The organism is Bifidobacterium tissieri (genome assembly GCF_002259645.1).
Taxonomy (GTDB): domain Bacteria; phylum Actinomycetota; class Actinomycetes; order Actinomycetales; family Bifidobacteriaceae; genus Galliscardovia; species Galliscardovia tissieri.
Map to the genome: position 1 here is coordinate 329509 of NZ_MWWV01000003.1, position 23186 is coordinate 352694.

At 61.6% G+C, this 23186-nt stretch carries 21 protein-coding genes and 1 pseudogene; 19 read left to right on the plus strand and 3 right to left on the minus strand.

From position 1 onward, the window contains the following. The first annotated feature begins 76 nt into the window (after window positions 1–76). A complete protein-coding gene (locus BTIS_RS02925) occupies window positions 77–1363 on the plus strand; it encodes a citrate synthase (RefSeq protein WP_094662464.1) in 1287 nt (428 codons plus the stop codon). A gap of 298 nt (window positions 1364–1661) precedes the next feature. On the opposite strand, the gene dapD is transcribed toward BTIS_RS02925, so the two are convergent. Then, complete coding sequence (gene dapD, locus BTIS_RS02930; protein WP_094662466.1) at window positions 1662–2645, minus strand: 2,3,4,5-tetrahydropyridine-2,6-dicarboxylate N-succinyltransferase; 984 nt, start codon at window positions 2643–2645, stop codon at window positions 1662–1664. Between the two features lie 194 nt (window positions 2646–2839). On the opposite strand from dapD, the gene BTIS_RS12195 reads away from it, so the two are divergent. From BTIS_RS12195 to BTIS_RS02950, 5 genes are all read left to right on the plus strand, one after another. Then, complete coding sequence (locus tag BTIS_RS12195) at window positions 2840–2971, plus strand: hypothetical protein (RefSeq protein ID WP_258185403.1); 132 nt, start codon at window positions 2840–2842, stop codon at window positions 2969–2971. Between the two features lie 234 nt (window positions 2972–3205). After that, window positions 3206–4336 carry a peptide chain release factor 2 gene (gene prfB / locus BTIS_RS02935; RefSeq protein WP_094662468.1) on the plus strand — a complete coding sequence of 377 codons (1131 nt, stop codon included), beginning with the start codon at window positions 3206–3208 and terminating at the stop codon, window positions 4334–4336. Between the two features lie 75 nt (window positions 4337–4411). Then, window positions 4412–5803 (plus strand): cell division ATP-binding protein FtsE, encoded by a 1392-nt coding sequence (gene ftsE, locus BTIS_RS02940; protein WP_094662469.1) that lies wholly within the window; start codon window positions 4412–4414, stop codon window positions 5801–5803. Then, window positions 5800–6723 carry a permease-like cell division protein FtsX gene (gene ftsX / locus BTIS_RS02945; RefSeq protein WP_094662471.1) on the plus strand — a complete coding sequence of 308 codons (924 nt, stop codon included), beginning with the start codon at window positions 5800–5802 and terminating at the stop codon, window positions 6721–6723. The genes ftsE and ftsX overlap by 4 nt, the downstream gene beginning before the upstream one ends. 69 nt (window positions 6724–6792) lie before the next feature. Next, window positions 6793–8283, plus strand: coding sequence for a CHAP domain-containing protein (locus tag BTIS_RS02950; protein ID WP_245819226.1), 1491 nt, complete (start codon window positions 6793–6795; stop codon window positions 8281–8283). Between the two features lie 242 nt (window positions 8284–8525). On the opposite strand, the gene BTIS_RS02955 is transcribed toward BTIS_RS02950, so the two are convergent. Then, window positions 8526–10097 (minus strand): DUF4153 domain-containing protein, encoded by a 1572-nt coding sequence (locus BTIS_RS02955; RefSeq protein ID WP_094662472.1) that lies wholly within the window; start codon window positions 10095–10097, stop codon window positions 8526–8528. A gap of 306 nt (window positions 10098–10403) precedes the next feature. Here BTIS_RS02955 and BTIS_RS02960 point away from each other — a divergent pair, with 306 nt between their 5' ends. From BTIS_RS02960 to BTIS_RS03000, 9 genes are all read left to right on the plus strand, one after another. Further along, window positions 10404–11018 (plus strand): DUF2975 domain-containing protein, encoded by a 615-nt coding sequence (locus BTIS_RS02960; protein ID WP_094662473.1) that lies wholly within the window; start codon window positions 10404–10406, stop codon window positions 11016–11018. 1 nt (window position 11019) lies between these two features. Beyond that, window positions 11020–11226 (plus strand): helix-turn-helix domain-containing protein, encoded by a 207-nt coding sequence (locus tag BTIS_RS02965; protein WP_094662475.1) that lies wholly within the window; start codon window positions 11020–11022, stop codon window positions 11224–11226. 200 nt (window positions 11227–11426) lie between these two features. After that, window positions 11427–11924 (plus strand): SsrA-binding protein SmpB, encoded by a 498-nt coding sequence (gene smpB / locus BTIS_RS02970; protein ID WP_094662477.1) that lies wholly within the window; start codon window positions 11427–11429, stop codon window positions 11922–11924. A gap of 148 nt (window positions 11925–12072) precedes the next feature. After that, the gene (locus tag BTIS_RS02975) at window positions 12073–12987 is read left to right on the plus strand and encodes an ABC transporter substrate-binding protein (RefSeq protein ID WP_094662479.1); all 915 of its coding nucleotides are present in this window, start codon (window positions 12073–12075) and stop codon (window positions 12985–12987) included. Window positions 12988–13155: 168 nt separating this feature from the next. Next, window positions 13156–14106 (plus strand): ABC transporter substrate-binding protein, encoded by a 951-nt coding sequence (locus BTIS_RS02980; RefSeq protein WP_094662481.1) that lies wholly within the window; start codon window positions 13156–13158, stop codon window positions 14104–14106. A 199-nt stretch (window positions 14107–14305) separates the two neighbouring features. Next, window positions 14306–15289 (plus strand): amino acid ABC transporter permease, encoded by a 984-nt coding sequence (locus tag BTIS_RS02985; protein WP_094662483.1) that lies wholly within the window; start codon window positions 14306–14308, stop codon window positions 15287–15289. Window positions 15290–15313: 24 nt separating this feature from the next. Continuing rightward, on the plus strand, window positions 15314–16132 hold the full coding sequence (locus BTIS_RS02990; RefSeq protein WP_094662485.1) for an amino acid ABC transporter ATP-binding protein: 819 nt from the start codon (window positions 15314–15316) through the stop codon (window positions 16130–16132). Window positions 16133–16292: 160 nt separating this feature from the next. Then, window positions 16293–18185, plus strand: coding sequence for a glutamine--fructose-6-phosphate transaminase (isomerizing) (gene glmS / locus BTIS_RS02995; RefSeq protein ID WP_094662487.1), 1893 nt, complete (start codon window positions 16293–16295; stop codon window positions 18183–18185). A gap of 58 nt (window positions 18186–18243) precedes the next feature. Then, on the plus strand, window positions 18244–18993 hold the full coding sequence (locus BTIS_RS03000) for a pseudouridine synthase (protein ID WP_094662528.1): 750 nt from the start codon (window positions 18244–18246) through the stop codon (window positions 18991–18993). 16 nt (window positions 18994–19009) lie between these two features. On the opposite strand, the gene BTIS_RS03005 is transcribed toward BTIS_RS03000, so the two are convergent. Further along, on the minus strand, window positions 19010–20023 hold the full coding sequence (locus BTIS_RS03005; RefSeq protein WP_245819228.1) for a LacI family DNA-binding transcriptional regulator: 1014 nt from the start codon (window positions 20021–20023) through the stop codon (window positions 19010–19012). Window positions 20024–20523: 500 nt separating this feature from the next. On the opposite strand from BTIS_RS03005, the gene BTIS_RS03010 reads away from it, so the two are divergent. From BTIS_RS03010 to BTIS_RS03025, 4 genes and pseudogenes are all read left to right on the plus strand, one after another. Then, window positions 20524–21444: a carbohydrate ABC transporter permease gene (locus BTIS_RS03010; protein WP_169713044.1), complete on the plus strand. Its 921-nt coding sequence runs from the start codon at window positions 20524–20526 to the stop codon at window positions 21442–21444. Next, complete coding sequence (locus BTIS_RS03015) at window positions 21441–22430, plus strand: carbohydrate ABC transporter permease (protein WP_094662489.1); 990 nt, start codon at window positions 21441–21443, stop codon at window positions 22428–22430. Before BTIS_RS03010 ends, BTIS_RS03015 begins: the two co-directional genes overlap by 4 nt. A 46-nt stretch (window positions 22431–22476) precedes the next feature. Beyond that, window positions 22477–22941: pseudogene (locus tag BTIS_RS03020) on the plus strand (beta-galactosidase); the annotation flags it as partial. Window positions 22942–23020: 79 nt separating this feature from the next. Then, window positions 23021–23186: helix-turn-helix domain-containing protein (locus BTIS_RS03025; RefSeq protein WP_245819234.1), on the plus strand; the 166-nt coding region annotated here is incomplete at its 3' end.

The window sequence follows — 23186 nt, forward strand, 5'->3', positions numbered from 1 at the left end:
GGCGTTCATCTATCGACGTGTATCCAAGCGTCGGCGAACAGTAGCGCGTGGGTCCCATAAGTGTTAGGGAGGGCAAATGTCTACTGCAAAGCTGGAGGTGGAGTCCACTGCGTTCAACCTGCCGGTCGTGAAGGCCACGTGCGGGCCCGACGGCATCGTGGTGTCCAAACTCCGCAACGACGGCTGGGTCACGCTGGACCCGGGCTTCCTCACCACCGCGCAGTGCGAATCCAAGATCACGTTCATCGACGGGCATAATTCCGTGCTGCGCTACCGCGGCTATCCGATCAGCCAGCTGTGCGAGCATTCGAACTTCCTCGAAGTGGCGTGGTTGCTGCAGTTCGGCGAGCTGCCGACCGCATCCCAGTATGCGACGTATCGTGAGAACATCCTGCGCAAGACCGTGGTGGGCGAGGAGTTCCGCACGTTCCTCGGCTCGTTCCCGCGCACCTCGCACCCGATGAGCGTGCTCGCCTCGGCGGTGAACGCGCTCGCCGCTTATCATCCGGACACCGTGGATATCAACGATCCCGAGCAGCTCAACGAGGCGGCGGCCAACATCATGGCGAAGGTGCGCACCATCGTCTCGCATATCCATCGTCGTCGCCGTGACGAGCCGATGCTGTACCCCGATTATCTGCGCGGCTATGTGGATGACTTCCTGCGCATGAGCTTCGCCGTGCCGTACACCAAGTTCGAATCCGATCCGTTGATGGTGGATGCGCTCGACAAGCTGCTCATCATTCATGCCGATCACGAGCAGAACTGCTCCACGTCGGTGGTGCGCATCGCCGGCAGTGCGCACGCGAATCTGTATTCTGCGGTGGCTGCGGGCATCAACGCATTGTCCGGCCCGCTGCATGGCGGTGCGAACGAGGCCGTGCTGCGTCAGCTTGAGCAGATCCGTGACTCTGGCAAGAGCGTCAAAGAGTTTGTCGAAGAGGCGAAGAAGGACGGTCGCCGTATCTCCGGCCTGGGTCATCGCGTGTACAAGTCGTACGATCCGCGTGCGGCCATCGCCAAGAAGTATCTGAAGAAGATCATGGAACAGCGCGCCGATGCGTTCTCTGGCGAGCGGGCGTTGCTTGATGTGGCGCTTGAACTCGAGGATATCGCCCTGCACGACGACTATTTCGTGTCGCGTCACCTGTATCCGAACGTCGATTTCTACACCGGTCTGATCTATCGTGCGATCGGCTTCGATCCGCAGATGTTCACCACGCTGTTCGCGCTGGGCCGCATTCCGGGTTGGATCGCGCAGTATCGTGAGATGCTTGCCGATCCGGCCACGAAGATCGGCCGCCCCCGTCAGGTGTACACGGGCGAGCCCGAACGCGCCTACGTGCCGATCGACCAGCGCTAGTTCGCCGCCGACGCGTCGCGTCTCACGGCAAACGCAATGGGCCTGCGGTGAGGAATCTCCCTCACCGCAGGCCCATTACATTGAACATGTTGAATTGTTGGGGAACATGTGCGGTGTCAAGGCACCGAAGGCGAAGGCGTATATCAATACGTCGAGTCTTCGGTAACGCAGACGACACTCCATCCCTGATTGTTTGAATATTTGGGGAACGTGTGCGGTGTCAAGGCGCCGAAGGCGAAGGCGTATATCAATACGTCGAGTCTTCGGTAACGCAGACAACGCTCCGTTCCCCAAATATTCAGTTTTTGTGGAGGGCGGAGTTGAGCTCTATCCCATGCTTCCGGCTGCGTGCTTCAATGGCACCGCTGACGGAGTTGCGGATGAACATGATGTTGTCCTTGCCGGAGAGTTCGGCGCCTTTGACGACGTCGAGGGGCTGGCCGGCGGCGAGCTTGGCCTTGTCGTAGATGGTGACCTTGGTGCCGGCGGTGACGTAGAGGCCGGCTTCGACGACGCAGTTGTCGCCGAGGGAGATGCCGATGCCGGCGTTGGCGCCGAGGAGGGAGTGTTCGCCGATGGAGTTGCGGAGCTTGCCGCCGCCGGAGAGGGTGCCCATGATGGAGGCACCGCCGCCGATGTCGGAGCCGTTGCCGACGACGACGCCCTGAGAGACGCGGCCTTCGACCATGGAGGTGCCGAGGGTGCCGGCGTTGAAGTTGACGAAGCCGGCGTGCATGACGGTGGTGCCTTCGGCGAGGTGGGCGCCGAGGCGGACGCGGTCGGCGTCACCGATGCGGACACCGGAGGGGACGACGTAGTCGATCATGCGGGGGAATTTGTCGACGGAGAGCACGTTGACGTCGGCGGTGGGCAGCGGGGAGCCGGCGGCGGCCTTGAGGACGTCGAGCTTGCGGAGGGCGAAGTCTTCGACGGCGAACGGGCCGTAGTTGGTCCAGACGACGTTGTTGAGCTTGCCGAAGATGCCGTCGAGGTTGAGGGTGTTCGGCTTGGCGAGGCGCATGCTCATGAGGTGAAGGCGAAGGTAGGCGTCGGCGGCGTCGATGATTGGCTCGTCGAGGGAGGAGATGGTGAACACGGGCACGCGGCGCACGCCACGGGCGTCGGCCTGATCGTGGGCGAGTACGCCGAAATCGTGGTTGGGGCGATCGGTTTCGGCGGGTGCGTCGCCGAGTTCGAGCTGTGGATACCACACGTCAAGGGTGTTGCCGGCGGCGTCGATGCTGGCGAGTCCCCATCCCCATGCCTTGCGTGATTCGGTCATTGATACTCCTTTGGGATCGGATTCGAATCGAATTGATCAGCCATATGCGAATATGGTTCGTGCACCGAAGATGCACGGATCGCGCATACGGATTCCGCTTTTAACAATAAATCCTCCCGTCTACCCGGCTGGCGAACGTCTCACGGGCGTAATCACAGTGTTTTTGTGAGGGGGAGCCGTTACAATGACGCTTTGTGAACGAATACCGGAAAGAACGCGAGCAGCAGGCGCGTCGTCGTCGTACCGTCGCACGGGCGGTGAGCGTCGTCGTGGCCGTGGGCATGCTCGGCAGTCTGGTTATTCCGGCGTTGTATGCCGGCCTTTGACGTGCCGCTCTCATAGGTGTCGATGATTCCATCGGCAGCGTGTCACATGGAATGATTCCATACGCAACGTGCGGAATACCATGACTCGCTGAACCGTCCCCGTCCGATGCGGCATCGACGATTTCCTATCCTCGCAGTCCGCGGCATGCCAGTCGTCGCGGTTTGTGCAAGGCCTGTTAAATCAGGAAGACCGACCGGCAACGAACAACCAGCACGATTGTAAGGTGAACAACGATGGCAGAATTTGATTTTTCCCAAGGCATCAGCGAATTGCGTGCCAAGTACGACATGATCGCCACCGCGATCGATCTTGATTCCCTGCGCTCGCAGATCAAGGATCTCGAGAAGGACGCCAGCGCTCCTGGCCTGTGGGACGATCCGGACAATGCGCAGAAGGTGACGAGCCGTCTGTCGGCCGCCGAATCCCAGCTCAAGCGCATTGAGGGCGCCGGCTCCCGCATCGACGATGTGGAGACGCTGGTGGAGCTTGGCAAGGAAGAGGACGACAAGGACACGCTTGACGAGGCGCAGTCCGAGATCGAAACGCTGGGCAAGGATTTGGCCGATCTGGAGATCCAGACCCTGCTCGACGGCGAGTACGATGAGCGTTCCGCCGTGGTGACGATCCGTTCCGGCGCGGGTGGCGTGGACGCGGCCGACTGGGCACAGATCCTGCTGCGCATGTATCTGCGTTGGGCCGAGCGTCACGGATACAAGGCCAAGGTGATGGATACGTCCTACGCCGAGGAGGCCGGCATCAAGTCCGCCACGTTCCAGGTGGATGCGCCGTACGCCTATGGTCGTCTGAGCGTGGAGGGCGGCACGCATCGTCTGGTGCGCATCAGCCCGTTCGATAACCAGGGTCGTCGTCAGACCAGTTTCGCCGCGGTCGAGGTGGTTCCGCTGGTCGAGGCGACCGATCACATCGACGTTCCGGACACTGATATCCGTGTGGATACGTACTGCTCCTCCGGTCCTGGCGGCCAGGGCGTGAACACCACGTACTCCGCCGTGCGTATCACCCACCTTCCCACCGGCATTGTGGTGACCATGCAGGATGAGCGTAGTCAGATCCAGAACCGTGCGTCCGCCATGGCCGTGCTGCAGTCCCGACTGCTGGTGCTCAAGCACGAGGAGGAGGCCAAGAAGAAGAAGGAGCTCGCCGGCGACATCAAGGCCAGCTGGGGTGATCAGATGCGTTCCTACGTGCTGCACCCGTACCAGATGGTCAAGGATCTGCGTACCGGATACGAGACCTCGCAGACGCAGGCCGTGTTCGATGGCGAGATCGACGAGTTCATTGACGCCGGCATTCGTTGGCGTCATCAGCAGCGTCGCGAGGCACAGGCCGAAGCCGCTGAGTAGATGATGGTCCGGCCGTCGGTTTCGGCGGCCGGGTTGTGTATGGTTGTGCATTCAATAATTGGGTAGGGGATATCAATGGCACTGATTTCGCTTAAGGACGTCACCAAGATATATCCGCGTGGATCGCGACCGGCGCTTGATGACATCACGCTTGACATCGAACGCGGCGAGTTCGTGTTCCTGGTGGGTGCGTCCGGTTCCGGCAAGACCACGTTGCTGAGTCTGCTGCTGCACGAGGAGCTGGCCACCGAGGGTGACATCCGTGTGGCGGGCAATGATCTGCGTCGTATGCGTAATCGTCAGGTGCCGCAGTATCGCCGATCCATCGGCTTCGTGTTTCAGGACTACAAGCTGCTGGCCAATAAGACCGTGTATCAGAACGTGGCGTTTGCGCTCGAGGTGATCGGCACCCGTCGTTCCACGATCAAATCGCTGGTACCGCAGGTGTTGCAGACCGTGGGTCTGACCGGCAAGGAGGATCGTCTGCCGCATGAGCTGTCCGGCGGCGAGGCGCAGCGTGTGGCGATCGCCCGCGCCTACGTGAATCACCCGCAGATCCTGCTGGCCGATGAGCCCACTGGCAATCTTGACCCCACCACGTCGGTGGGCATCATGGAGGTGCTTGAGGCGATCAACCGCACCGGCACCACCATCGTGATGGCCACGCACAATGAGGAGATCGTCAACTCCATGCGCAAGCGCGTGGTGGAGCTGCACAACGGCAAGATCGTGCGTGACGAGGCGCAGGGATCGTATGATTCCGCCACGTACTTCCCCGATGCGGAAGTGGAGGCGAGAGCGCAGAAGGCGCTTGGCGTGGACGGGCGTACTCAGTTGCGTTCCCGCGCGGCCGCCGACACGGGCGATGACAAGGACACGAAGGGCGTGCCGTCCGACTCCGTCGCTGACGATTCCCTTGACGAGAAGACCCGTTCCGTGACCGAGGGTGTGCTGGCGGCTGCCGAGGCCGTGAACAACGTGACCGCCGGTGACGAAGGCATCGCTCGACTGGCCAGTTCGGTGCATTCCGGACGAACCGGACGCTATGGCGAGGCGTTCGCCCCCGTGGAGACCACGCTCACCTGGGGCAAGGGCATCGTCATCGATGACAGCACCGTGATCAACGATACGGAGGCCGGCACGACGGCCGGCGATGCACATGGCGCTGCGATCGTCGACGACACCGACGACCGCGCGGAACGCGTGCCGGCGGCAAAGCCGGCCGTGTCTCAGCCTTCCGCACCCCAAACGGATGATGATCCCGACGCCAAGTTCAAGCCCAAGCGTGTTCCGGTGCCGCCTGCCCCGGCACCCGAGCCCGCGTCCAAGACATCTGGGAAGAAGCCCGATCGGTCCATACCGCAACCACCCACGCCTCCCGCCCCTCCGGCTCCGCCGCGCGGACGCCGCGGCAGTGGCAATCACAACGCAAACGATCAGCACGACCAGCAGGAGAGCACACGATGAGATTCCGATTCGTCCTTTCGGAAACCTGGACCAGCATCAAGCGCAACGGATCCATGATCCTGTCCGTCATGCTCGTCACCTTCATTTCGTTCCTGTTCATCGGCGCATCCGTGCTCATGCAGGCGCAGATCACAAAGGCCAAGGGAACCTGGTACGACAAGGTGGAGGTCGTGGTCTGGCTCTGCCCCGATGGCACTAGCCAGTCCGCCAACTGCGCGTCCGGCAAGGCGCCCACCACCGAAGAGATCATGAATATCCAGGACACGATCAAGGAGGAGTTGCACAACGAGGTCTCCAAGATCACGTACGTGAGCAAGCAGCAGTTCTTCGACGACACGTTCACCAAGCAGTATCCGGGCGGTGTCTATCAGGGCCGCACGCTCACCGCGGACGACATGCAGGACTCGCTACGACTCAAGCTCACCAACGCCGAGAAATACCAGCAGGTGTCCGAGGTGCTCTCCGGCAAGACCGGCGTTGAGGAGGTACAGGACCAGCGGCAGATCTTCGAACCCGTGTTCGCCGTGCTCAACCGTGGTACCGCGGTCACCGTGGTGCTCGCCGCGGTGATGGTGCTCGTGGCCATCATGCTCACCGGAACCACGATCCGCATGTCCGCGGCGTCGCGCAAGAACGAGACGGAGATCATGCGACTGGTGGGCGCGTCCAACTGGATCATCCAGCTGCCGTTCATTCTTGAGGGCGTGATCGCGTCGCTGATCGGATCGATCCTGTCGTGTGCGGCGCTCGCCGGCATCGTCAAGGTGTTCGTCGAGGGATCGCTCGCCCAGACCATCACATGGATGCCGTTCGTGAACATCGCCACGGTGCTGCTGATCTCGCCGGGACTGATCGTTGGGGCCATACTGTTGTCCGCGATCGCCTCGCTGATTTCGCTGAGAAAGTATCTCAAGGCCTGAGAGCGGCCTGAAACGGGCGTTTTCAGTTTCATGGGTTATGATTGGGCGCCGAATGCGTAAGGAGACGTTATGACCGTAATGCGTACAAGCACCAAAGCCATCGCGATCGTCGCAGGTCTGGGGATGGCTGCATCGATGGCGCTGGCGTCGCTTGGCGTTCCGGCCCAGGAGGCCAACGCCGTTCCGTCGTACAGTCAGCTGTCGGAAAGCAAGGCCAAGCAGAAGAGCCTCGAATCGCAGCTGAGCGGTGTGAGCAATGATCTGGCTCAGAAGATCATCGAACTCGACGATCTGACCAACAACCAGATTCCCGCCGCCATCGAGGCCGCCGATAATGCGGCGAACGCGGCCGAGGCCGCACAGGGAGAGGCCGATGCCGCGGCGTCCAGACTTGAGGCCGCGCAAAAGGACAAGGCCGATCTGGAGGAGAAGATCCAGCAGACCGGTGAGGATTACGACGACGCCCATGCCGCCGTCGCCCAGCTGGCCCGTGACAGTTTCCACGGTTCCGCCGCATCCGACACCATGAGCGTGGTGACGGGCGCGAAGAGCACCGATGACTTCATCAAGACCATGCAGTCCGACGCGGCCGTGACCCGTTCCGAGTCCAATGCCGCGAACGAGGCCGCCACCACCAAGAACACGCAGATGAACCGCAAGGATCGTCTGGACGCCATCGAGAAGCAGATCACCACGTTGAAGACCGCGGCTGAGACCAAGGCCGCCGCGGCCAAGCAGGCCGCCGCAGACGCGCAGGCCAAGACCGCGTCGCTCAACGATCTGCGCAACAAGGGCGACCAGCAGCGTGCCGAACTGGAGTCTCGTCAAAACGAGCTGAAGACCGCCGCCGCGCAGCAGGCCGCGCAGACCGTGATGATCCAGTCGCAGATCGACTCGTATAACCAGCAGATCGCCGCGCAGCAGGCCGCCGCCCAGCAGAGTGCGCAGCAGCAGATCAATGGCAACAGCGGTGGTCAGGGCACGACCCGTCCGTCGGGCGGTTCGTCGAACAGCGGATCGTCTTCCAACAGTGGTTCGTCAAGCCGTCCGTCGTCGGGCGGTAGTTCCTCCGGTGGATCCAGCGGCGGTAGTTCCTCCGGTGGATCGTCGTCCGGCGGCTCTTCCTCCGGTGGCGCCTCGGGCATGAACTACTCCGTTCCCGGCAACTGCGCTGCGGGATCTTCCTTCTGCTACGGCCATAACACCGGTAATGTCGGCAATGTCTACGAGTACAGCCAGTGCACCTGGTGGGCGTACGTCCGTCGCAGCAAGCTGCAGCTGCCGGTCGGCTCCTACATGGGCAACGGTCAGGATTGGGGCAACTCGGGTCGCCGACTCGGCTATCTGGTGAACACCACGCCGCACGTGGGTGCCGCCATCTCCTTCCGCGCCGGCCAGAACGGGTCCAGCGCCGTCTACGGTCACGTGGCCATCGTGGAGCAGGTGCTGTCCGACGGGTCGATCGTCACGTCGAACTGCGGCAAGTCGATGAACGGCAAGATCTACTACCAGACCATCCCTAACGCCGCCAGCGGTGCCTACACCTACGTCCACTACTGATCGTCCTTCGGTCTGATTCGGTACGAGTACGAAAGTCCGCATGCTCACTTCCCGTGACATGCGGACTTTTTCGTTGCCTACCCGCGCTGTCCCGTCCATCAGGCGTGAAATACGGGCTGAAAAAGACGATTCCGGTAATTCGTAGTAGATTACGGATGTTGTAAGCGCTTAAAACGTCTGTAAACCACTACGAATTGTAGTTTTCGTCTTTTTCGGCCCGTATGAGAGGGCAGGAACCACGCCTACTGCAACGGCAGGGCGGCGGTGAAGCCGTGGACGAGGTTGTAGTGCTGAATCAGGGCGGCGGGATCGGCGTATCCGAGCGCGATGTACCAGAGGACGAACAGGATACAGCAGACCGTGATCAACGGAATGCGTGCGAATCGCATCTTCGCCAAGCAGAGCACAAGCACCACGGCCAGCAGGGCGATGAACGACATGGCCGTGAATCGCAGCCAGGTCAGCCCATACGCGCCGATGTACAGGCCGAGTCGCGTGGCCGCCGATGCCAGCAGCACTGCGGTCGCGGCGATCAGGCCGATCAGCATGACGATGAGCGCGCGGCGCTGTGTGCCATGACCTGACTGCGCGACATGCGTTTCGTCGCCGTTGCGCACGTAGGTGAGCACCAGTCCGAATGCTGCCAGGTTCACCGCGGCGACGAACAGCAGCTGGAAGAAGCCGCTGCGCGCGTATTCCGCGTACGTGAGCCCGTCGGGCAGACCGGCACCGGCGAACAGGAACGTGAACTGCACCGAGCAGAACACCGCGTATACGATCAGTGCCGCACCCAGTACGATCATGGTGATCGTGGGATCCAATGAAAGACGGACGTTGAACGAGTAGAGAGCGCGCAAGTCGTTGGAGGAGTCGGCTGTGTCACTTGATCCGGTCGACTTCGTCGAATTCGTGCGTACTGACGTATCGCGGTTATCCTGCGGAACGAGGTTGGCAAGCAGCGAGTATAGGAACGGAATCGGCACCAATATGATCGTGCCGTGGAACAGGATGGCGTTGACGTCGAAATCGTGGAACACACTCGACAACCCGTAGGCGAATACCATGTCCGCGCTCGCCAGCAACGCCAGCAGTACGCCGACCACTGGCACGCAGATCAGTGCGGCGATGCCGATCTTACACAGCGCGGGACGTTTGCCGTGGGCGGCCGCGGTATTGATTGCCTTGGCAAGGGCCATGCCGAACGTGTCGAGTCGATTGAATGGCTGAATGATCCATCCGGTCAGCCAGCGCAGGGCGAGACCGAACGGATGCGAGGGGGAGAACAGCCCGCCGACCAGCTGGGCGTGCAGCATGAGCAGTGAGGGAACGGCGATCGTGAGTGTGAGGAGCTGGTATTCGTTGTTGCCGAGGAAGGGGAAACCGTCGGTGGGTGCGATGTCAAAACCGAGCAGGGGATTGGCGATGACGCTGCCGTCCTCCGTCGTACCGTTGGCCGCGCGAATGCTGTGTTCGGCGACGATCATCCAGATGGCGAGCAGGGTGATGGCCGCTGTCGTGAACCATGCGTAGGGGTTGCGTTTCGCCGTACGCCAGTGCAGCGCGGTGACAACGACGAGACATGCAAACCAGAAGATGGCGAGAGCGACGGTCATGTGGGGGAACGTGTCGTGGAAGTCAGGTGTGTAGAGGGAGAGGAATGTGGCGACGACGATGCGGTCGAAGAGCACGGCGATGAGTGCGGTGGCGGCGAGCAGGAGCAGCGGATACCGGGGGAGTGTGGCGGTGTCTGGCTGCGATGGTTGATCGTTGGGTTTCCTTATGTGTTCGGTGCTGGATTGCGGTGTGGTGGTCATGAAGTGTCCTTTGCGATGAGTGTGGCGGCTGAGGTTTCCGTCAATGATGTCGGTTATTTGCGGTGGGCGTGATCGGGTGAATTGCCGGTCGCTGTCCGGTACCGGAATCCGTCGAGGTTGGCTTGTATCTGATTCCAACCCTCACAATAGATATCGAAAAAAGATAGATACCAATCGAATTTCGATTCTTCACGAGATTTGCATATCGAAATACGATAGGTTATTATCGTTTTGCGATTACGGTACGTCGTTATCGAATCGTCGAATCATTGTCGAATTTTCGTTGAATCGAGAAAGAGGTGGGCAATGGGCTCCCATGGTTCCGCATCCGAGGGTGATGGCGTTCACGCCGTCGTCGATTCATCGCCGTCGAATCAGTCGAATCATCCGTCGCGGTCGAACCGTTCGGGTGTGATCATCGCCGTGTTGAAGGCGATGATCGTACTGCTGGAGTTGATCTGCCTTTGGGGGCAGTTTGTGGTCGTGGTCGTGTCCGGCGATATCGTGGCGACTTATCCGGAACTGGCGTCCGCGCGCTGGCCGTATGCGATCACCGGCGTGCTTGGCGTCGCCTGTTTCGAGATCGCACTGATCCCGCTGTGGCAGCTGCTGACGCTGGTCAAACACCATGATGTATTCTCCGGCAAGGCAGTATCGCGTACCGACACCATCATCGGTTGTGCGCTCGCCGAAGCCGTTCTCGTCATGTTCGTACTGCTATACGGATCGCTGGCGCATTCGGAATACTATGATCCCGCACAGGGCATATCCATCGACGTGGCGATGGGTGCGGCGGCCATGAGTCTGGCGTGCATAGTGGCGTTGCTGCTGCTCGCCGCGTTCGTGCTGTTGCTCATCGTCATGCGATCCCTGCTCAAGGACGCCATCGCCCAGCGCGACGAACTCGCGGAGGTGATCTGACATGGCCATTCGCGTGAATCTCGACGTCATGCTCGCCAAACGCAGGATGGGCGTGAACGAACTCGCCGAGCGCATCGGCATCACGCCGGTCAACGTGTCGGTGTTGAAAAACGGCCGTGCCAAGGCCATCCGTTTCTCCACGCTCGACGAGATCTGTCGGGTTCTTGACTGTCAGCCGGGCGACGTGCTCGAATATGTCGAGGATTGAATCAGCCGGAATCGCGGGTCGGTCTTTCCTCCCCGTGAGTATGATGGGAACATTGCAGACGAACGCGGCGGCACACGGATATGTGCCCTGCGATGTGATGATGATTCCGATGTGATCATTCGGGGAGCAAGGCCGGCGGAGTGGTCCGGCGACTACCGATCGGCGGATGTGCCGACGACAAGAGGAAAGAGACGACACCTATGGCGAAAAACGACGTCACGGCGAAGGAACAGGGGCTGAAGCCCATCGCGGTGAACCGCAAGGCGCGGCATGACTATGCGATCGAGGACAAATACGAGGCGGGCATCGTGCTGTCCGGCACCGAGGTCAAGTCACTGCGCGAAGGCCGTGCGTCGCTGGCCGAGGCGTTCGTGTCGATCGACCGACGCGGCGAGATCTGGCTGGAAAACGCTAACATCCCCGAATATCTCAACGGCACGTGGACGAATCACGCCCCCAAGCGCAAGCGCAAGCTGCTGCTGCACGCCCAGCAGATCGCCAAGCTCGCCCGACAGATCGAAGCCAAGGGCTACACGATCGTGCCGATCAGCCTGTACTTCAAGAACGGCCGTGTGAAAGTGGAGATCGCGCTGGCCAAGGGCAAGCGTGAATACGACAAGCGCCAGGCGTTGCGTGAGGAGCAGGACAAGCGCGAGGCGCAGCGTGCCATGCGACTGCGCAATCTGCGTCACGGCTGATCGAACGGTCATGCGGTCATGGGTTGCCGATCGTGGCCGCCTGTGATCACGGTCGTCCTGCCCTCCATATTTCCGTTTGCATCGCGCAACCATAACCATGCCCGACCATAACCATCCCCAACATACGTCCGGACATAAGATGAACCCTATGAGAAGACTGAAGAACGCGATCATCATGACGCTGGCCGTCCTGATGATCATGCCCCTTGCCGCATGTGGCACCACGGATGCCACCGGCTCCGATCCCGACATCGCCCGCAGCTACGACGTGAGCGGAATCCAGAAGGATGACGCCATCGCCGCCATGCTTCCCGCATCCGTGACCGATGACGGCAAATTCACGATCGGCACGAACGTCACGTATGCGCCCGCCGAGTTCCTCGCCGCCGACGGCAAGACGCCCGTCGGGTACGAGGTCGACCTCAGCAAGGCGCTGGCACGGATCTTCGGACTGGATCTCGACATCCAGAACTCCATGTTCGATACGATCATTCCCGCCGTCGGCAGCAAATACGACGTGGGCATCTCCGGCTTCACCGTGAACAAGGAGCGCATCGAGGCCGTCGACTTTGTCACATACGCACAGGCCGGCCTCACCTTCGCCGCGCGTAAGGGCAACCCCACCCACGTCAACGTGAACGATCTGTGCGGTACACGCGTGTCCGTGCAGGTGGGCGTGGTGGCCGAAACCGAGATGTACAAGATGCAGGACCAGTGTCAGGCCAAAGGTGAAAAACGCATCGAGATCCTGCCGTATCGCAACCAGACCGACGTGACGACCGCGCTGATCGCCGGACGAGTGGACCTGATGTACGCCGACACCCCGGTCACCGGCTACGCGGTGGCGCAGACCGACGACCGACTGCAGGTGATCGGCGAAAACGAGGGCGTGCTGCCGATGGGCGTGGCCATCAAGAAGGGTGATGACGCGACCGTCAAGGCGGTCAAGGCCGCGCTCGACAAGCTCAAGGAGACCGGCGACTACGAAGGCATCATGAAGGCCTGGGGCGTGGAGAACGTCATGGTCGACAAATTCGAGGTGAACCCGGACGTGGAGGGCTGAGCCGGCAGGTGACTGTTGATCGGTGGTCGGTGATCGGTGGGGCGCGGCACGGTGTACGGCCGGTAAATTTGGTTGGGTGTCCATAAAAATTTGGTTGGTAACCTATTCGTGACATAGCAAACCTAGGTTCGGATCTTGGATTTGTTGACATCGTGAGAGGAAGAAACCATGTCAGTCCAGACTCGATTCAAGGCCATCGCCGCGGCCGCGCTCGCCGCCGTCACGCTGTTCTCCATGGCCGCATGCGGCACGTCGGATTCCGCCGATTCCGGCAGCGGTAGCTCCAGCGGCTCGGGCAGCTCGTCCGCCACCAAGGGCTACGACGTGAGCGGCATTCAGAAGGACGATGAGATCGCCGCCATGCTGCCCGATTCGATCAAGTCCGACGGTGTGCTCAAGGTCGGCACCGACACCTCCTACGCCCCGGCCGAGTTCCTGGCCGAGGATGGCAAGACGCCGGTCGGCTTCGACGTGGACCTGACCAAGGCGCTGGCCAAGGTGTTCGGGCTCAAGGCCGAGAACACCACCGCCACCTTCGACTCCATCATCCCGTCCGTCGGCACCAAGTACGATCTGGGCATCTCCTCGTTCACCGTCACCAAGGAACGTCTTGAGGCCGTCGATTTCGTCACCTACTTCAAGGCCGGCTCCACCTTCGTGGTGAAGAAAGGCAACCCGGAGAAGATCGACTCCTCCGACCTGTGCGGCAAGAAGGTGGCCGTGCAGACCGGCACCACGCAGGAGGAGGAGATCAACGCCGACAACGACGCGTGCAAGTCGGCCGGCAAGTCCGAGATCACCATCCAGTCGTCCAAGCTGCAGACCGATGTGACCACCGCCGTGGCCACCGGCAAGGCCGACATCTTCTACGCCGACTCCCCGGTCGCCGGCTACGCGATCGAGCAGACCGGTGACACGCTGCAGGCCCTCGGCGAGGACGTTGGCGTGACCCCCGAGGCCGTGGCCATCAAGAAGGGCGACACCGACACCGCCAAGGCCGTGCAGGCCGCCATGCAGAAGCTCATGGACGACGGCACCTACAAGAAGATCCTCGACACGTGGGGCGTCTCCTCCGGAGCCATCGACAAGGCGGAGATCAACCCGACGGTGGAGTCCTGACCGATTCCGAATCGATGATATCGATTCCGAAAACTCCGTAGTGAAACACGGATGACGGAAACGTAGGTTAGACTCACTTCCCATATGTGTTGACTACCGGTCACCCGTGGATTCCCGAACTTCGCAGTGTTCAACGAGGCTCGGAAATCCACGGGTGACCATAGTCGTTTTCCCGAGAAAAGAGAGAAAGCCGAAACCAATGGCATCCAAGAAGAACGAGTCCGACGGACTCAATATTCCGAACAGGATCAACGCGCTTCCGGTCAAGCGCATCGGACCCGTGGTGGCCGGCGTGATCGTGGCGCTGCTCGCGGCCATGCTGGTCTACGGCATGATCGTCAACCCGAACTTCGAATGGCCCGTCGTCTGGAAGTACCTGTTCAACGAGAACGTGCTCGCCGGTATCGGCTGGACGCTGTGGATCACCGTGCTGTCCATGGTCATCGCCATCGTGCTGGCCGTGGTGCTCGCGATCATGCGCAAATCCATCAACCCCGTGCTGCGAGGCGTGAGCTGGTTCTTCATCTGGTTCTTCCGCGGCACCCCTGTGTACACCCAGCTGGTGTTCTGGGGTCTGATCTCCGTGCTGGTGCCGAAGCTGGGACTGGGCATCCCATTCACCTCCGTCACGTTCTGGTCCGTGGACACGCAGGATGTGATCACCGCGTTCCGTGCAGCCGTGATCGGTCTGGCGCTCAACGAGGCCGCCTACCTGTCCGAGATCGTGCGCGCCGGACTCGAGGCCGTCGACCCCGGTCAGACCGAGGCCGCCGAAGCGCTCGGCATGCGTCGGTCGCTCATCATGCGTCGCGTGATCCTGCCGCAGGCCATGCGCATCATCATCCCGCCCACCGGCAACGAGACCATCGGCATGCTCAAGACCACGTCCCTGGTGCTCGCCGTGCCGTTCACCCTTGATCTGCAGTTCGCCACGAACGCCATCGCCAACCGTATCTACAAGCCGATCCCGCTGCTGATCGTGGCCTGCTTCTGGTACCTGCTGATCACCTCCATCCTCATGATCATCCAGTCCCGACTCGAAAAGCACTTCGGCAAGGGCTTCGAGGCCCGCCCGATCGGCACCAAGGGCAAGCAGCCGCCGCTGCCCGGCAAGACCGACGGCGAACCCAAGGACGACATCCAAAAGCAGAACCAGGCCACCATGGTGGGGCTGAACGCCTAGGCGACAGTGAGGGGAGATACTGACATGAAGAACACTGCGAACAGCAACGACTACGTCGCCGCGCGAACCGGCGTGGTCCCGGCCGTGCAGGCCAAGGGCGTGCACAAGGCCTTCGGATCCCTGCACGTGCTCAAGGGCATCGATCTGACCGTGATGCCGGGCACCGTGACCGTGATCCTCGGTCCGTCCGGCTCCGGCAAGTCCACCTTCCTGCGTCTGATCAACCAGCTGGAGACGCTCACCGGTGGCGAGATCGACGTCGACGGCGAGATGATCGGCTACAAGTGGGTGGACAAGAACGGCCAGCGTGTGCTGCAGACGCTTGATGACAAGCAGATCGCCGCGCAGCGCGCCAAGCTCGGCATGGTGTTTCAGCGCTTCAACCTGTTCCCGCACATGACCGCGCTCGAGAATGTGATGGAGGCGCCCGTGCATGTGGCGCACAAGTCCAAGTCCGAAGCCCTCCAGGAGGCCATCAAGGAACTGGAACGCGTGGGCATGGGCGAGCGTCTTGACTACTATCCGATGCAGCTGTCCGGTGGTCAGCAGCAGCGTGTGGCCATCGCCCGTGCGCTCGCCATGCACCCCGACATCATGCTGTTCGACGAGCCGACGTCCGCGCTTGATCCCGAACTCGTGGGCGAGGTGCTCAACGTGATGCGCTCGCTCGCTCAGGGCGGCATGACCATGATCTGCGTGACGCACGAGATCGGATTCGCCCGCGAGGTTGCCGATCAGATCGTGTTCATGGACGGCGGCGTGGTCGTGGAGAAGGGTGGTCCGGAGATCATCGACAACCCCACCGAACCGAGGTTCAAGGACTTCCTCAACCACGTGCTGTGAGGCGCGCTGGGGGACGTGCTGGAATCCGCACGGCCCTGATGCCTTCTGGATGCTGTCTGCCATCTTGGCCGGTCCCATATCCATACGGCCTGTATAGGTTCGGCCAAGGTGGCGTTTTGCTTGGAGCGTTCGCAACATGGACCCCGTACACTGGTGTTCCATGTGTGGAATCGTTGGATATGCAGGAAACATCTCAACCGCGTGCGGCAAGCCTCTTGAGGTCTGCCTTCAGGGTCTGCGGCGCCTTGAATACCGCGGATACGACTCGGCCGGTGTGGCGCTGACGGCACCCGGCATGGATCACGTGGAGGTCCGCAAGAAGGCGGGGCGCCTCTCCAATCTCATCGACGACATCAAACGCAAGCCAATGCCGGCCGCGACCGTGGGCATCGGTCACACCCGCTGGGCCACGAATGGTGTGCCAAGCGATGTGAACGCGCACCCGCATACGAGTCGTGACGGCAAGGTCGCCATCATTCACAACGGCATCATCGAAAACGCGTCCCAGCTTCGTCTTGACCTGCAGGCCGAAGGCTACCGCTTCTCCTCCAGCACCGACACCGAAGTGGCCGCCAAGCTGCTCGGCAAGATCGTCGATAAGATCATCGAGGACGAAGGCAAGCCGGACCTGTTCAAGGCCATTCGTCGTCTGGCCCGCATGCTCAAGGGCGCGTTCACGATCCTCGCCACCGATTGCCGTCAGCCCGATATCGTGGTCGGCGCCCGTCATGACTCCCCGCTGGTTGTCGGACTCGGCGACGGCGAGAACTTCCTCGGCTCCGACGTGGCCGCGTTCGTCGCCTACACCAAGCGCGCCATGGAGATCGATCAGGATCAGGCCGTGTGCGTGTCCGCCGACAAGGTGACCGTCACCGACTTCATGGGCAACGTCGTGGAGAACCCCAAGACGTACACCGTGGACTGGGATGCGTCCGCCGCCGAAAAGGGCGGTTGGGATTCGTTCATGGACAAGGAGATCCATGAGGACCCCGCCGCCGTGCAGCGCACCCTGCTGGGCCGTCTCGACAAGAACGGCGACCTTAACCTCGATGAGGTGCGCATCGAGGAGCATGATTTCAAGGCCATCGACAAGATCATCGTGATCGCATGCGGCACCGCCAGCTACGCGGGCATGGTGGCCAAGTACGCGATCGAACACTGGGTGCGCATCCCCGTGGAGGTGGAGCTGGCGCACGAGTTCCGCTACCGCGACCCGATCCTCACGCCGCGTACGCTTGTCGTGGCGATCTCGCAGTCCGGCGAGACCATGGATACGCTCATGGCGCTGCGCCACGCACGCGAGCAGGGCAGCAAGGTGCTGGCCATCTGCAACACGCAGGGCGCCTCCATCCCGCGCGAATCCGACGCCGTGCTGTACACGCATGCCGGTCCGGAGGTGGCCGTGGCATCGACCAAGGCGTTCGTGGCGCAGATCACCGCCGCCTACGTGCTGGGCCTGTATCTGGCGCAGATCAAGGGCGCGATGTTCCGCGACGAGATCCAGCAGACGCTCGACTCGCTCAAGGACATGCCGCGCAAGATCCAGTGGGTGCTCGACACGCAGTCCAGCGCGATCCAGAAGGCCGCCGAGCAGATGGTGAACGCCAATTCCTTCCTGTTCCTTGGCCGTCATGTCGGCTACCCGGTGGCCATGGAGGGCGCGCTCAAGCTCAAGGAGATCGCCTACACGTTCACCGAGGGATTCGCGGCCGGCGAGCTCAAGCACGGTCCGATCGCCCTGGTGGACGAGGGCGAGCCCGTGGTGTTCATCGTGCCGCCGGAACGCGGCCGCAACGTGCTGCACGCCAAGGTGATCTCCGGCATCGAAGAGGTGAAGGCCCGCGGCGCGTTCATCATCGCCGTGGCCGAGGAAGGCGATCCGGACGTGGAGAACTACGCGGACGTGGTGTTCTGGCGTCCCAAGTGCCCCACGCTCATGAGCCCGCTCGTTGACGTGGTACCGCTGCAGCTGTTCGCCATGGACATGGCCAAGCTGAAGAACTACGACGTGGACAAGCCGCGTAATCTCGCCAAGTCCGTCACCGTGGAGTAACGGGGCGTTGACGGCGAACCCCGGCAAGTCCGCCAGACCAGCCAAACCGCATCGGTGGGTGGTCGACGAGCCCGATATTCCGTTCGACTTCACCGTGCTGTATGAGGACGAGCGGATCATCGTGATCGACAAACCGCACTTCCTGCCCACCACGCCACGCGGCATGTGGTACCGATCCACGGCGCTGATCCGACTGCGCGAGCAGTATGGAGAACCGCAGATCACGCCGGCCCATCGCCTTGATCGCGATACGGCCGGCGTGGTCGTGTTCGTGCGTGATCCCGCCGCTCGCGGACGATACCAGATGCTGTTTCAGGAGCATCGCACGGCGAAGACCTACGAATGCGTGGCACCGTCCCAGCCGATCATGCGGCCACGATTCGGCACGATCGAACGACTGGAGCCGCCGCGCACGTTCCCATTGCGTCGGCGTTCGCGCATCGTCAAGGATCGGGGGATCCTGCAGGCGTACGAGGAACCGGGCGTGGCGAACGCGGAAACCGTGATCGAGCTCGGGGATGTGTCGAATGCGTCGAATGCGGCGGCGGACGAAACGGCGCATCGGACGCAGACGCCTATGCGTGCCTATACCCTGCATCCGCGTACCGGCAAAACGCATCAGCTGCGCGTGCACATGAATTCACTGGGGCTGCCGATTCTGGGCGATCCCATGTATCCGAGGATCGTTGATCGTGCATACGATGATTTCTCGAATCCACTGCAGCTGGTGGCTCGTACGCTCGAATTCAGTGATCCGTATACGGGGGAGCCGTGTCGTTTCATCTCCCGCGTGCCGCTGGCCTGGTGATCGAACACGGTGTCGTTCAGTGCAGTGTGGCGACGGAATCGCGTTCGATCAGCGTGCCGGGGACCAGTAGATGTGTGATGTCGTTGCGTCGGCCTTCGATCATGTCCAGCGTCTGTTCGAACGCCATGCGCCCCACCTTGGAGAAGTGCAGTCGCACTGTGGTGAGGTTGAGCCGAGGTACCACGCTTTTGAGCGAGTCGTCCACGCCGATCACGCTGATGTCCTCCGGCACGCGTTTGCCGGCCGCGCGCACGCCCAGCATCACGCCGTTGGCCATGTTGTCGTTGGCCGCGTACACGGCAGTGCATCCGGGAGTGGCCGCCAGCTGCAGTCCGGCGTCGTAGCCGCTTTCCGCCTGCCAGTCGCCGCGGATCACCCGCGGGGGAGTGATGCCGTGCGCCTCCAGGGTTTCACGCCACCCGCGTTCGCGGCTGCCGTTGGCGATGGAATCCTCCGGGCCGGACACGTAATACACGTTGCGGTGGCCGTGATCGAGGAAATAGTCCACGATCGTCTGGGAGCAGCCGTACTGGTCGGAATCGATCGTGGAGCAGGTGGCCGAATCGGCGGTGGTGATCAGCGTGACGTCGATGGTGGGCGGTGGCGTGAACGTATCGAAGTCCAGCGGCTTGTGTTCCAGAATCACGATGATCGCGTCGACAGGCATGTCCTTCATCTTGCGCACGGCACTGGCGAGCGTCGGCTCGTCGTCCCAGTTCATCATGCCGATCGTGACGGCATATCCACGGTCGGACGCCGCGTTGGTGATGCCCTCGAGCGCGCGAAGATTGCCGGTTGATTCCAGATTGAACATGATCACGCCGATGGCGTTGAACCGGCCGCGCTTCAGTGCCCGTGCGGCGAAATTGGGACGGTAGCCGAGTTCCTTCATGGCGGCGAGTACTTTGTCGAGGGTGTCGGGCTTCACGGCGTCGCTGCCGTTCGATACCCGCGATACGGTCTGCGCGGAGACGCCGGCCAGTTTGGCCACGTCTGCCATGGAGACGATGCGTGCGGAGGATTTACTCATGGTGAACTCCTCGGTGATGAGTGGCGATGATTGCGTTCACATCGTTGTGCGGATTGGGATTATACCGGTATTCGGCAGGATGATCCGCTGATGCGACGGATTGCAATACCTGTCATGGTAACGCATGGTGCGCGATTCGGTCGAATGTGTGCGGGGTGTTGCGTTGCGGCGAGCACCTATGGCGGGCATGGCACTGTCCGGTGTTTTGTAGTGGCGGGGTGCGCCGTTGGCGTTGCTGAACGTTGCGGTGGATGGCCAACGTGGAACCGGTGATGCGCGTGGCCGAGATCGCGGAATGGGACGATGCTCGGAGCGGCCGGTACGTGATGCGATTTGCGTGTTTGCGTTATCTGATGCATAATGATTGCGCAAACATTGTTGACGGCGATGACACACGCAGACGTGCCACGGCATCGCCGAAGTCAGCGACGACATCGAACATCATTCATACCGACAACCAAACGCAGGTCAACAACCTCAGCGAAGAGGAGGCAGTTGTTGTGAGTACACCCACCACATCGGGCGCGACGGCCAAGGCCGTGCCCGTAAACAAGCACAAGGCGGATTGGCGCGGCTGGAAGTTCATGTGGCCGTTCGCCCTCGTCTTCGTGTTCGTGTTCATCATCCCGATCTTCTACGCCATCTACATCAGCTTCTTCCAGAAGAAGATGGTCGGCGGCAACCAGTTCGTCGGGGTCGCCAACTACGTCCGGCTGTTCCATGACGAACAGTTCTGGTCCGCGGTCTGGCGCGTGACGCTGTTCACCATCTTCCAGGTGCCGGTCATGCTGATTCTCGCCGCACTGCTGGCTCTGGCCATCGACTCGATGAAACTGCATGGCACCAAGTTCTTCCGCATCTCCACGTTCCTGCCATACGCCGTGCCCGCCGTGGTCTCCACGCTGATCTGGGGCTTCATCTACGGATCGAAATACGGTCTGGTCGGCTCGCTCAACGATCTGCTCGGCACCAATATCGACATGCTCAACCCGAATGTGATCCTCGCGTCCATCGCCAACATCAACACTTGGGAATTCACCGGTTACAACATGCTGATCTTCTACAGCTCGCTGTCCACCATCCCGCACTCGCTGTATGAGGCGGCCGCCATCGACGGCGCGTCCGAATGGCAGATCGTCAAGCGCATCAAGCTTCCCGAGCTCAAGGGCAGCCTCGCCATCACCGTGATCTTCTCCATCATCGGATCGTTCCAGCTGTTCAACGAGCCCTCCGTCTTGGAATCCATGGTGCCTGGCAATTCCATCCCCACCTACTTCACCCCGAATATGTACGCCTACAACCTGAGCTTCTCCGGAGGCCAGTCCAACTATGCCGCCGCACTCGCCATCGTCATGGCCGTCATCACCATGGCCATCGCCTACGCCGTGCAGCTCAAGAGCATGAAGGAGCAGATGAAGTGAGCGCCGCAACCGCAACCCCCGCAAGCATCAAGGAGCAGGAGCGCGAAGCCCGTCGCGCCGAAAAGATCCGCCAGAAGCGCATCGCCAAGGACGAAGCCGCCGAGCGCAAGCGCGCGGCCCACTCCGGATTCTCCAACCCGGCCAATCCGCGTCGCAGTCTGCTGCTGACCGTGGTCACCGCCATCTTCGCGGTCTACTGCCTGTTCCCGCTGGCCTATCTGCTCATCAACGCCACCAAGACGCAGTCCGACTTCACCTCCACCTTCGGTCTTGGATTCGGCAACGAATTCGCGTTGTGGGACAACATCGTCACCGTGTTCACCTACAACGACGGCATCTTCGGCCGCTGGTTCCTCAACACCATCTTCTACGTGGTGGTGGGTGCCGGCGGAGCCACGCTGCTCGCCATCATGGGCGGCTATGCGCTCGCCAAGTTCCGCTTCCCCGGTCGCAAGGCCGTGTTCGCGGTCATCATCGGCTCGATCTCCGTGCCGGGCATCGCGCTCGCAGTGCCGCAGTTCCTGCTCTTCGCCAAGCTGGGCCTGACCGATACCCCCTGGGCCATGATCATCCCTTCGCTCATCAGCCCGTTCGGCCTTTACCTCATGTGGATCTTCTCCGAGCAGGCGGTGCCCACCGAACTGCTCGAGGCGGCCCGCATGGATGGCGCCAGCGAATTCCGCACCTTCTTCCAGGTGTCGCTGCCGCTGCTTGCCCCCGGCATCGTCACCACCGCACTGTTCACCATCGTGGCCACGTGGAACAACTACTTCCTGCCGTTGATCATGCTCAAGGATCAGGACTGGTACCCGCTGACCATCGGTCTGAACCAATGGAAGGATCAGGCCACCACCGCCGGCGGCCAGGCCATCCAGAATCTGGTGATCACCGGATCGCTGATCACCATCATCCCGCTCGTCATCGCATTCCTCATGCTGCAGCGCTACTGGCAGGCAGGTCTGGCCGCCGGCGCCGTCAAGGAATAACCGAACGACGGACACGTATCGACAGACGCAAAGAAAGGAATCCGCAATGACGCGCAGATCATTCCGCTGGCCGCAGCCACTCGCGGGCGACAAGCCCCGCATCTGGTACGGCGGCGACTACAACCCCGACCAATGGCCGGAGGAGGTGTGGGACAACGACATCCGCCTGATGGTCAAGGCCCACGTCAACTTTGTCTCTCTCGGCATCTTCTCCTGGGCCAACATCGAACCCGAGGAAGGCGTATGGAACTTCGACTGGCTTGACCGCATCATCGACAAACTCGGCAAGGCGGGCATCGCCGTCGATCTGGCATCCGCCACCGCATCGCCGCCGCCGTGGCTCACCTCCGCGCATCCGGAAGTGCTGTGGAAAGACTATCGCGGCGACACCTGCTGGCCCGGTGCCCGACAGCACTGGCGTCCAACCTCGCCGGTCTTCCGCGACTACGCGCTCAAGCTGTGCCGCGCGATGGCCGAGCACTACAAGGATAACCCCTATGTGGTGGCCTGGCCCGGGTTCTAGATAGAAGCGCAACACCCGCTCTATGGTTGGAAGTGTTCAGGTTCTAACTGGAGAAGGTGTTGCGCTCATGAGGAAAGTGTATTCCCACCTGTCGGCCGAGGAGCGGATCCGGATCGACGAGCTGAGGAACCGTGAGGGGCTCGGCGTGTGCCAGATCGCGTTGAGGATCGGCCGGGACAAGTCCACGGTCAGCCGCGAGCTGAGACGCGGCCTGTGGTTCGCGTCCAACGAGA

What these genes read in the sequence shown, in the direction of transcription:
- BTIS_RS02985 (WP_094662483.1), top strand. Translation starts at nt 14,306, where the DNA reads ATGGCATCCAAGAAGAACGAGTCCGACGGACTCAATATTCCGAACAGG.
- BTIS_RS02975 (WP_094662479.1), top strand. Translation starts at nt 12,073, where the DNA reads ATGAGAAGACTGAAGAACGCGATCATCATGACGCTGGCCGTCCTGATG.
- ftsX (WP_094662471.1), top strand. Translation starts at nt 5,800, where the DNA reads ATGAGATTCCGATTCGTCCTTTCGGAAACCTGGACCAGCATCAAGCGC.
- BTIS_RS03005 (WP_245819228.1), bottom strand. Translation starts at nt 20,023, where the DNA reads ATGAGTAAATCCTCCGCACGCATCGTCTCCATGGCAGACGTGGCCAAA.
- BTIS_RS02990 (WP_094662485.1), top strand. Translation starts at nt 15,314, where the DNA reads ATGAAGAACACTGCGAACAGCAACGACTACGTCGCCGCGCGAACCGGC.
- BTIS_RS02950 (WP_245819226.1), top strand. Translation starts at nt 6,793, where the DNA reads ATGACCGTAATGCGTACAAGCACCAAAGCCATCGCGATCGTCGCAGGT.
- dapD (WP_094662466.1), bottom strand. Translation starts at nt 2,645, where the DNA reads ATGACCGAATCACGCAAGGCATGGGGATGGGGACTCGCCAGCATCGAC.
- BTIS_RS02960 (WP_094662473.1), top strand. Translation starts at nt 10,404, where the DNA reads ATGGGCTCCCATGGTTCCGCATCCGAGGGTGATGGCGTTCACGCCGTC.
- prfB (WP_094662468.1), top strand. Translation starts at nt 3,206, where the DNA reads ATGGCAGAATTTGATTTTTCCCAAGGCATCAGCGAATTGCGTGCCAAG.
- ftsE (WP_094662469.1), top strand. Translation starts at nt 4,412, where the DNA reads ATGGCACTGATTTCGCTTAAGGACGTCACCAAGATATATCCGCGTGGA.
- BTIS_RS02925 (WP_094662464.1), top strand. Translation starts at nt 77, where the DNA reads ATGTCTACTGCAAAGCTGGAGGTGGAGTCCACTGCGTTCAACCTGCCG.
- glmS (WP_094662487.1), top strand. Translation starts at nt 16,293, where the DNA reads ATGTGTGGAATCGTTGGATATGCAGGAAACATCTCAACCGCGTGCGGC.
- smpB (WP_094662477.1), top strand. Translation starts at nt 11,427, where the DNA reads ATGGCGAAAAACGACGTCACGGCGAAGGAACAGGGGCTGAAGCCCATC.
- BTIS_RS02980 (WP_094662481.1), top strand. Translation starts at nt 13,156, where the DNA reads ATGTCAGTCCAGACTCGATTCAAGGCCATCGCCGCGGCCGCGCTCGCC.
- BTIS_RS02955 (WP_094662472.1), bottom strand. Translation starts at nt 10,097, where the DNA reads ATGACCACCACACCGCAATCCAGCACCGAACACATAAGGAAACCCAAC.
- BTIS_RS02965 (WP_094662475.1), top strand. Translation starts at nt 11,020, where the DNA reads ATGGCCATTCGCGTGAATCTCGACGTCATGCTCGCCAAACGCAGGATG.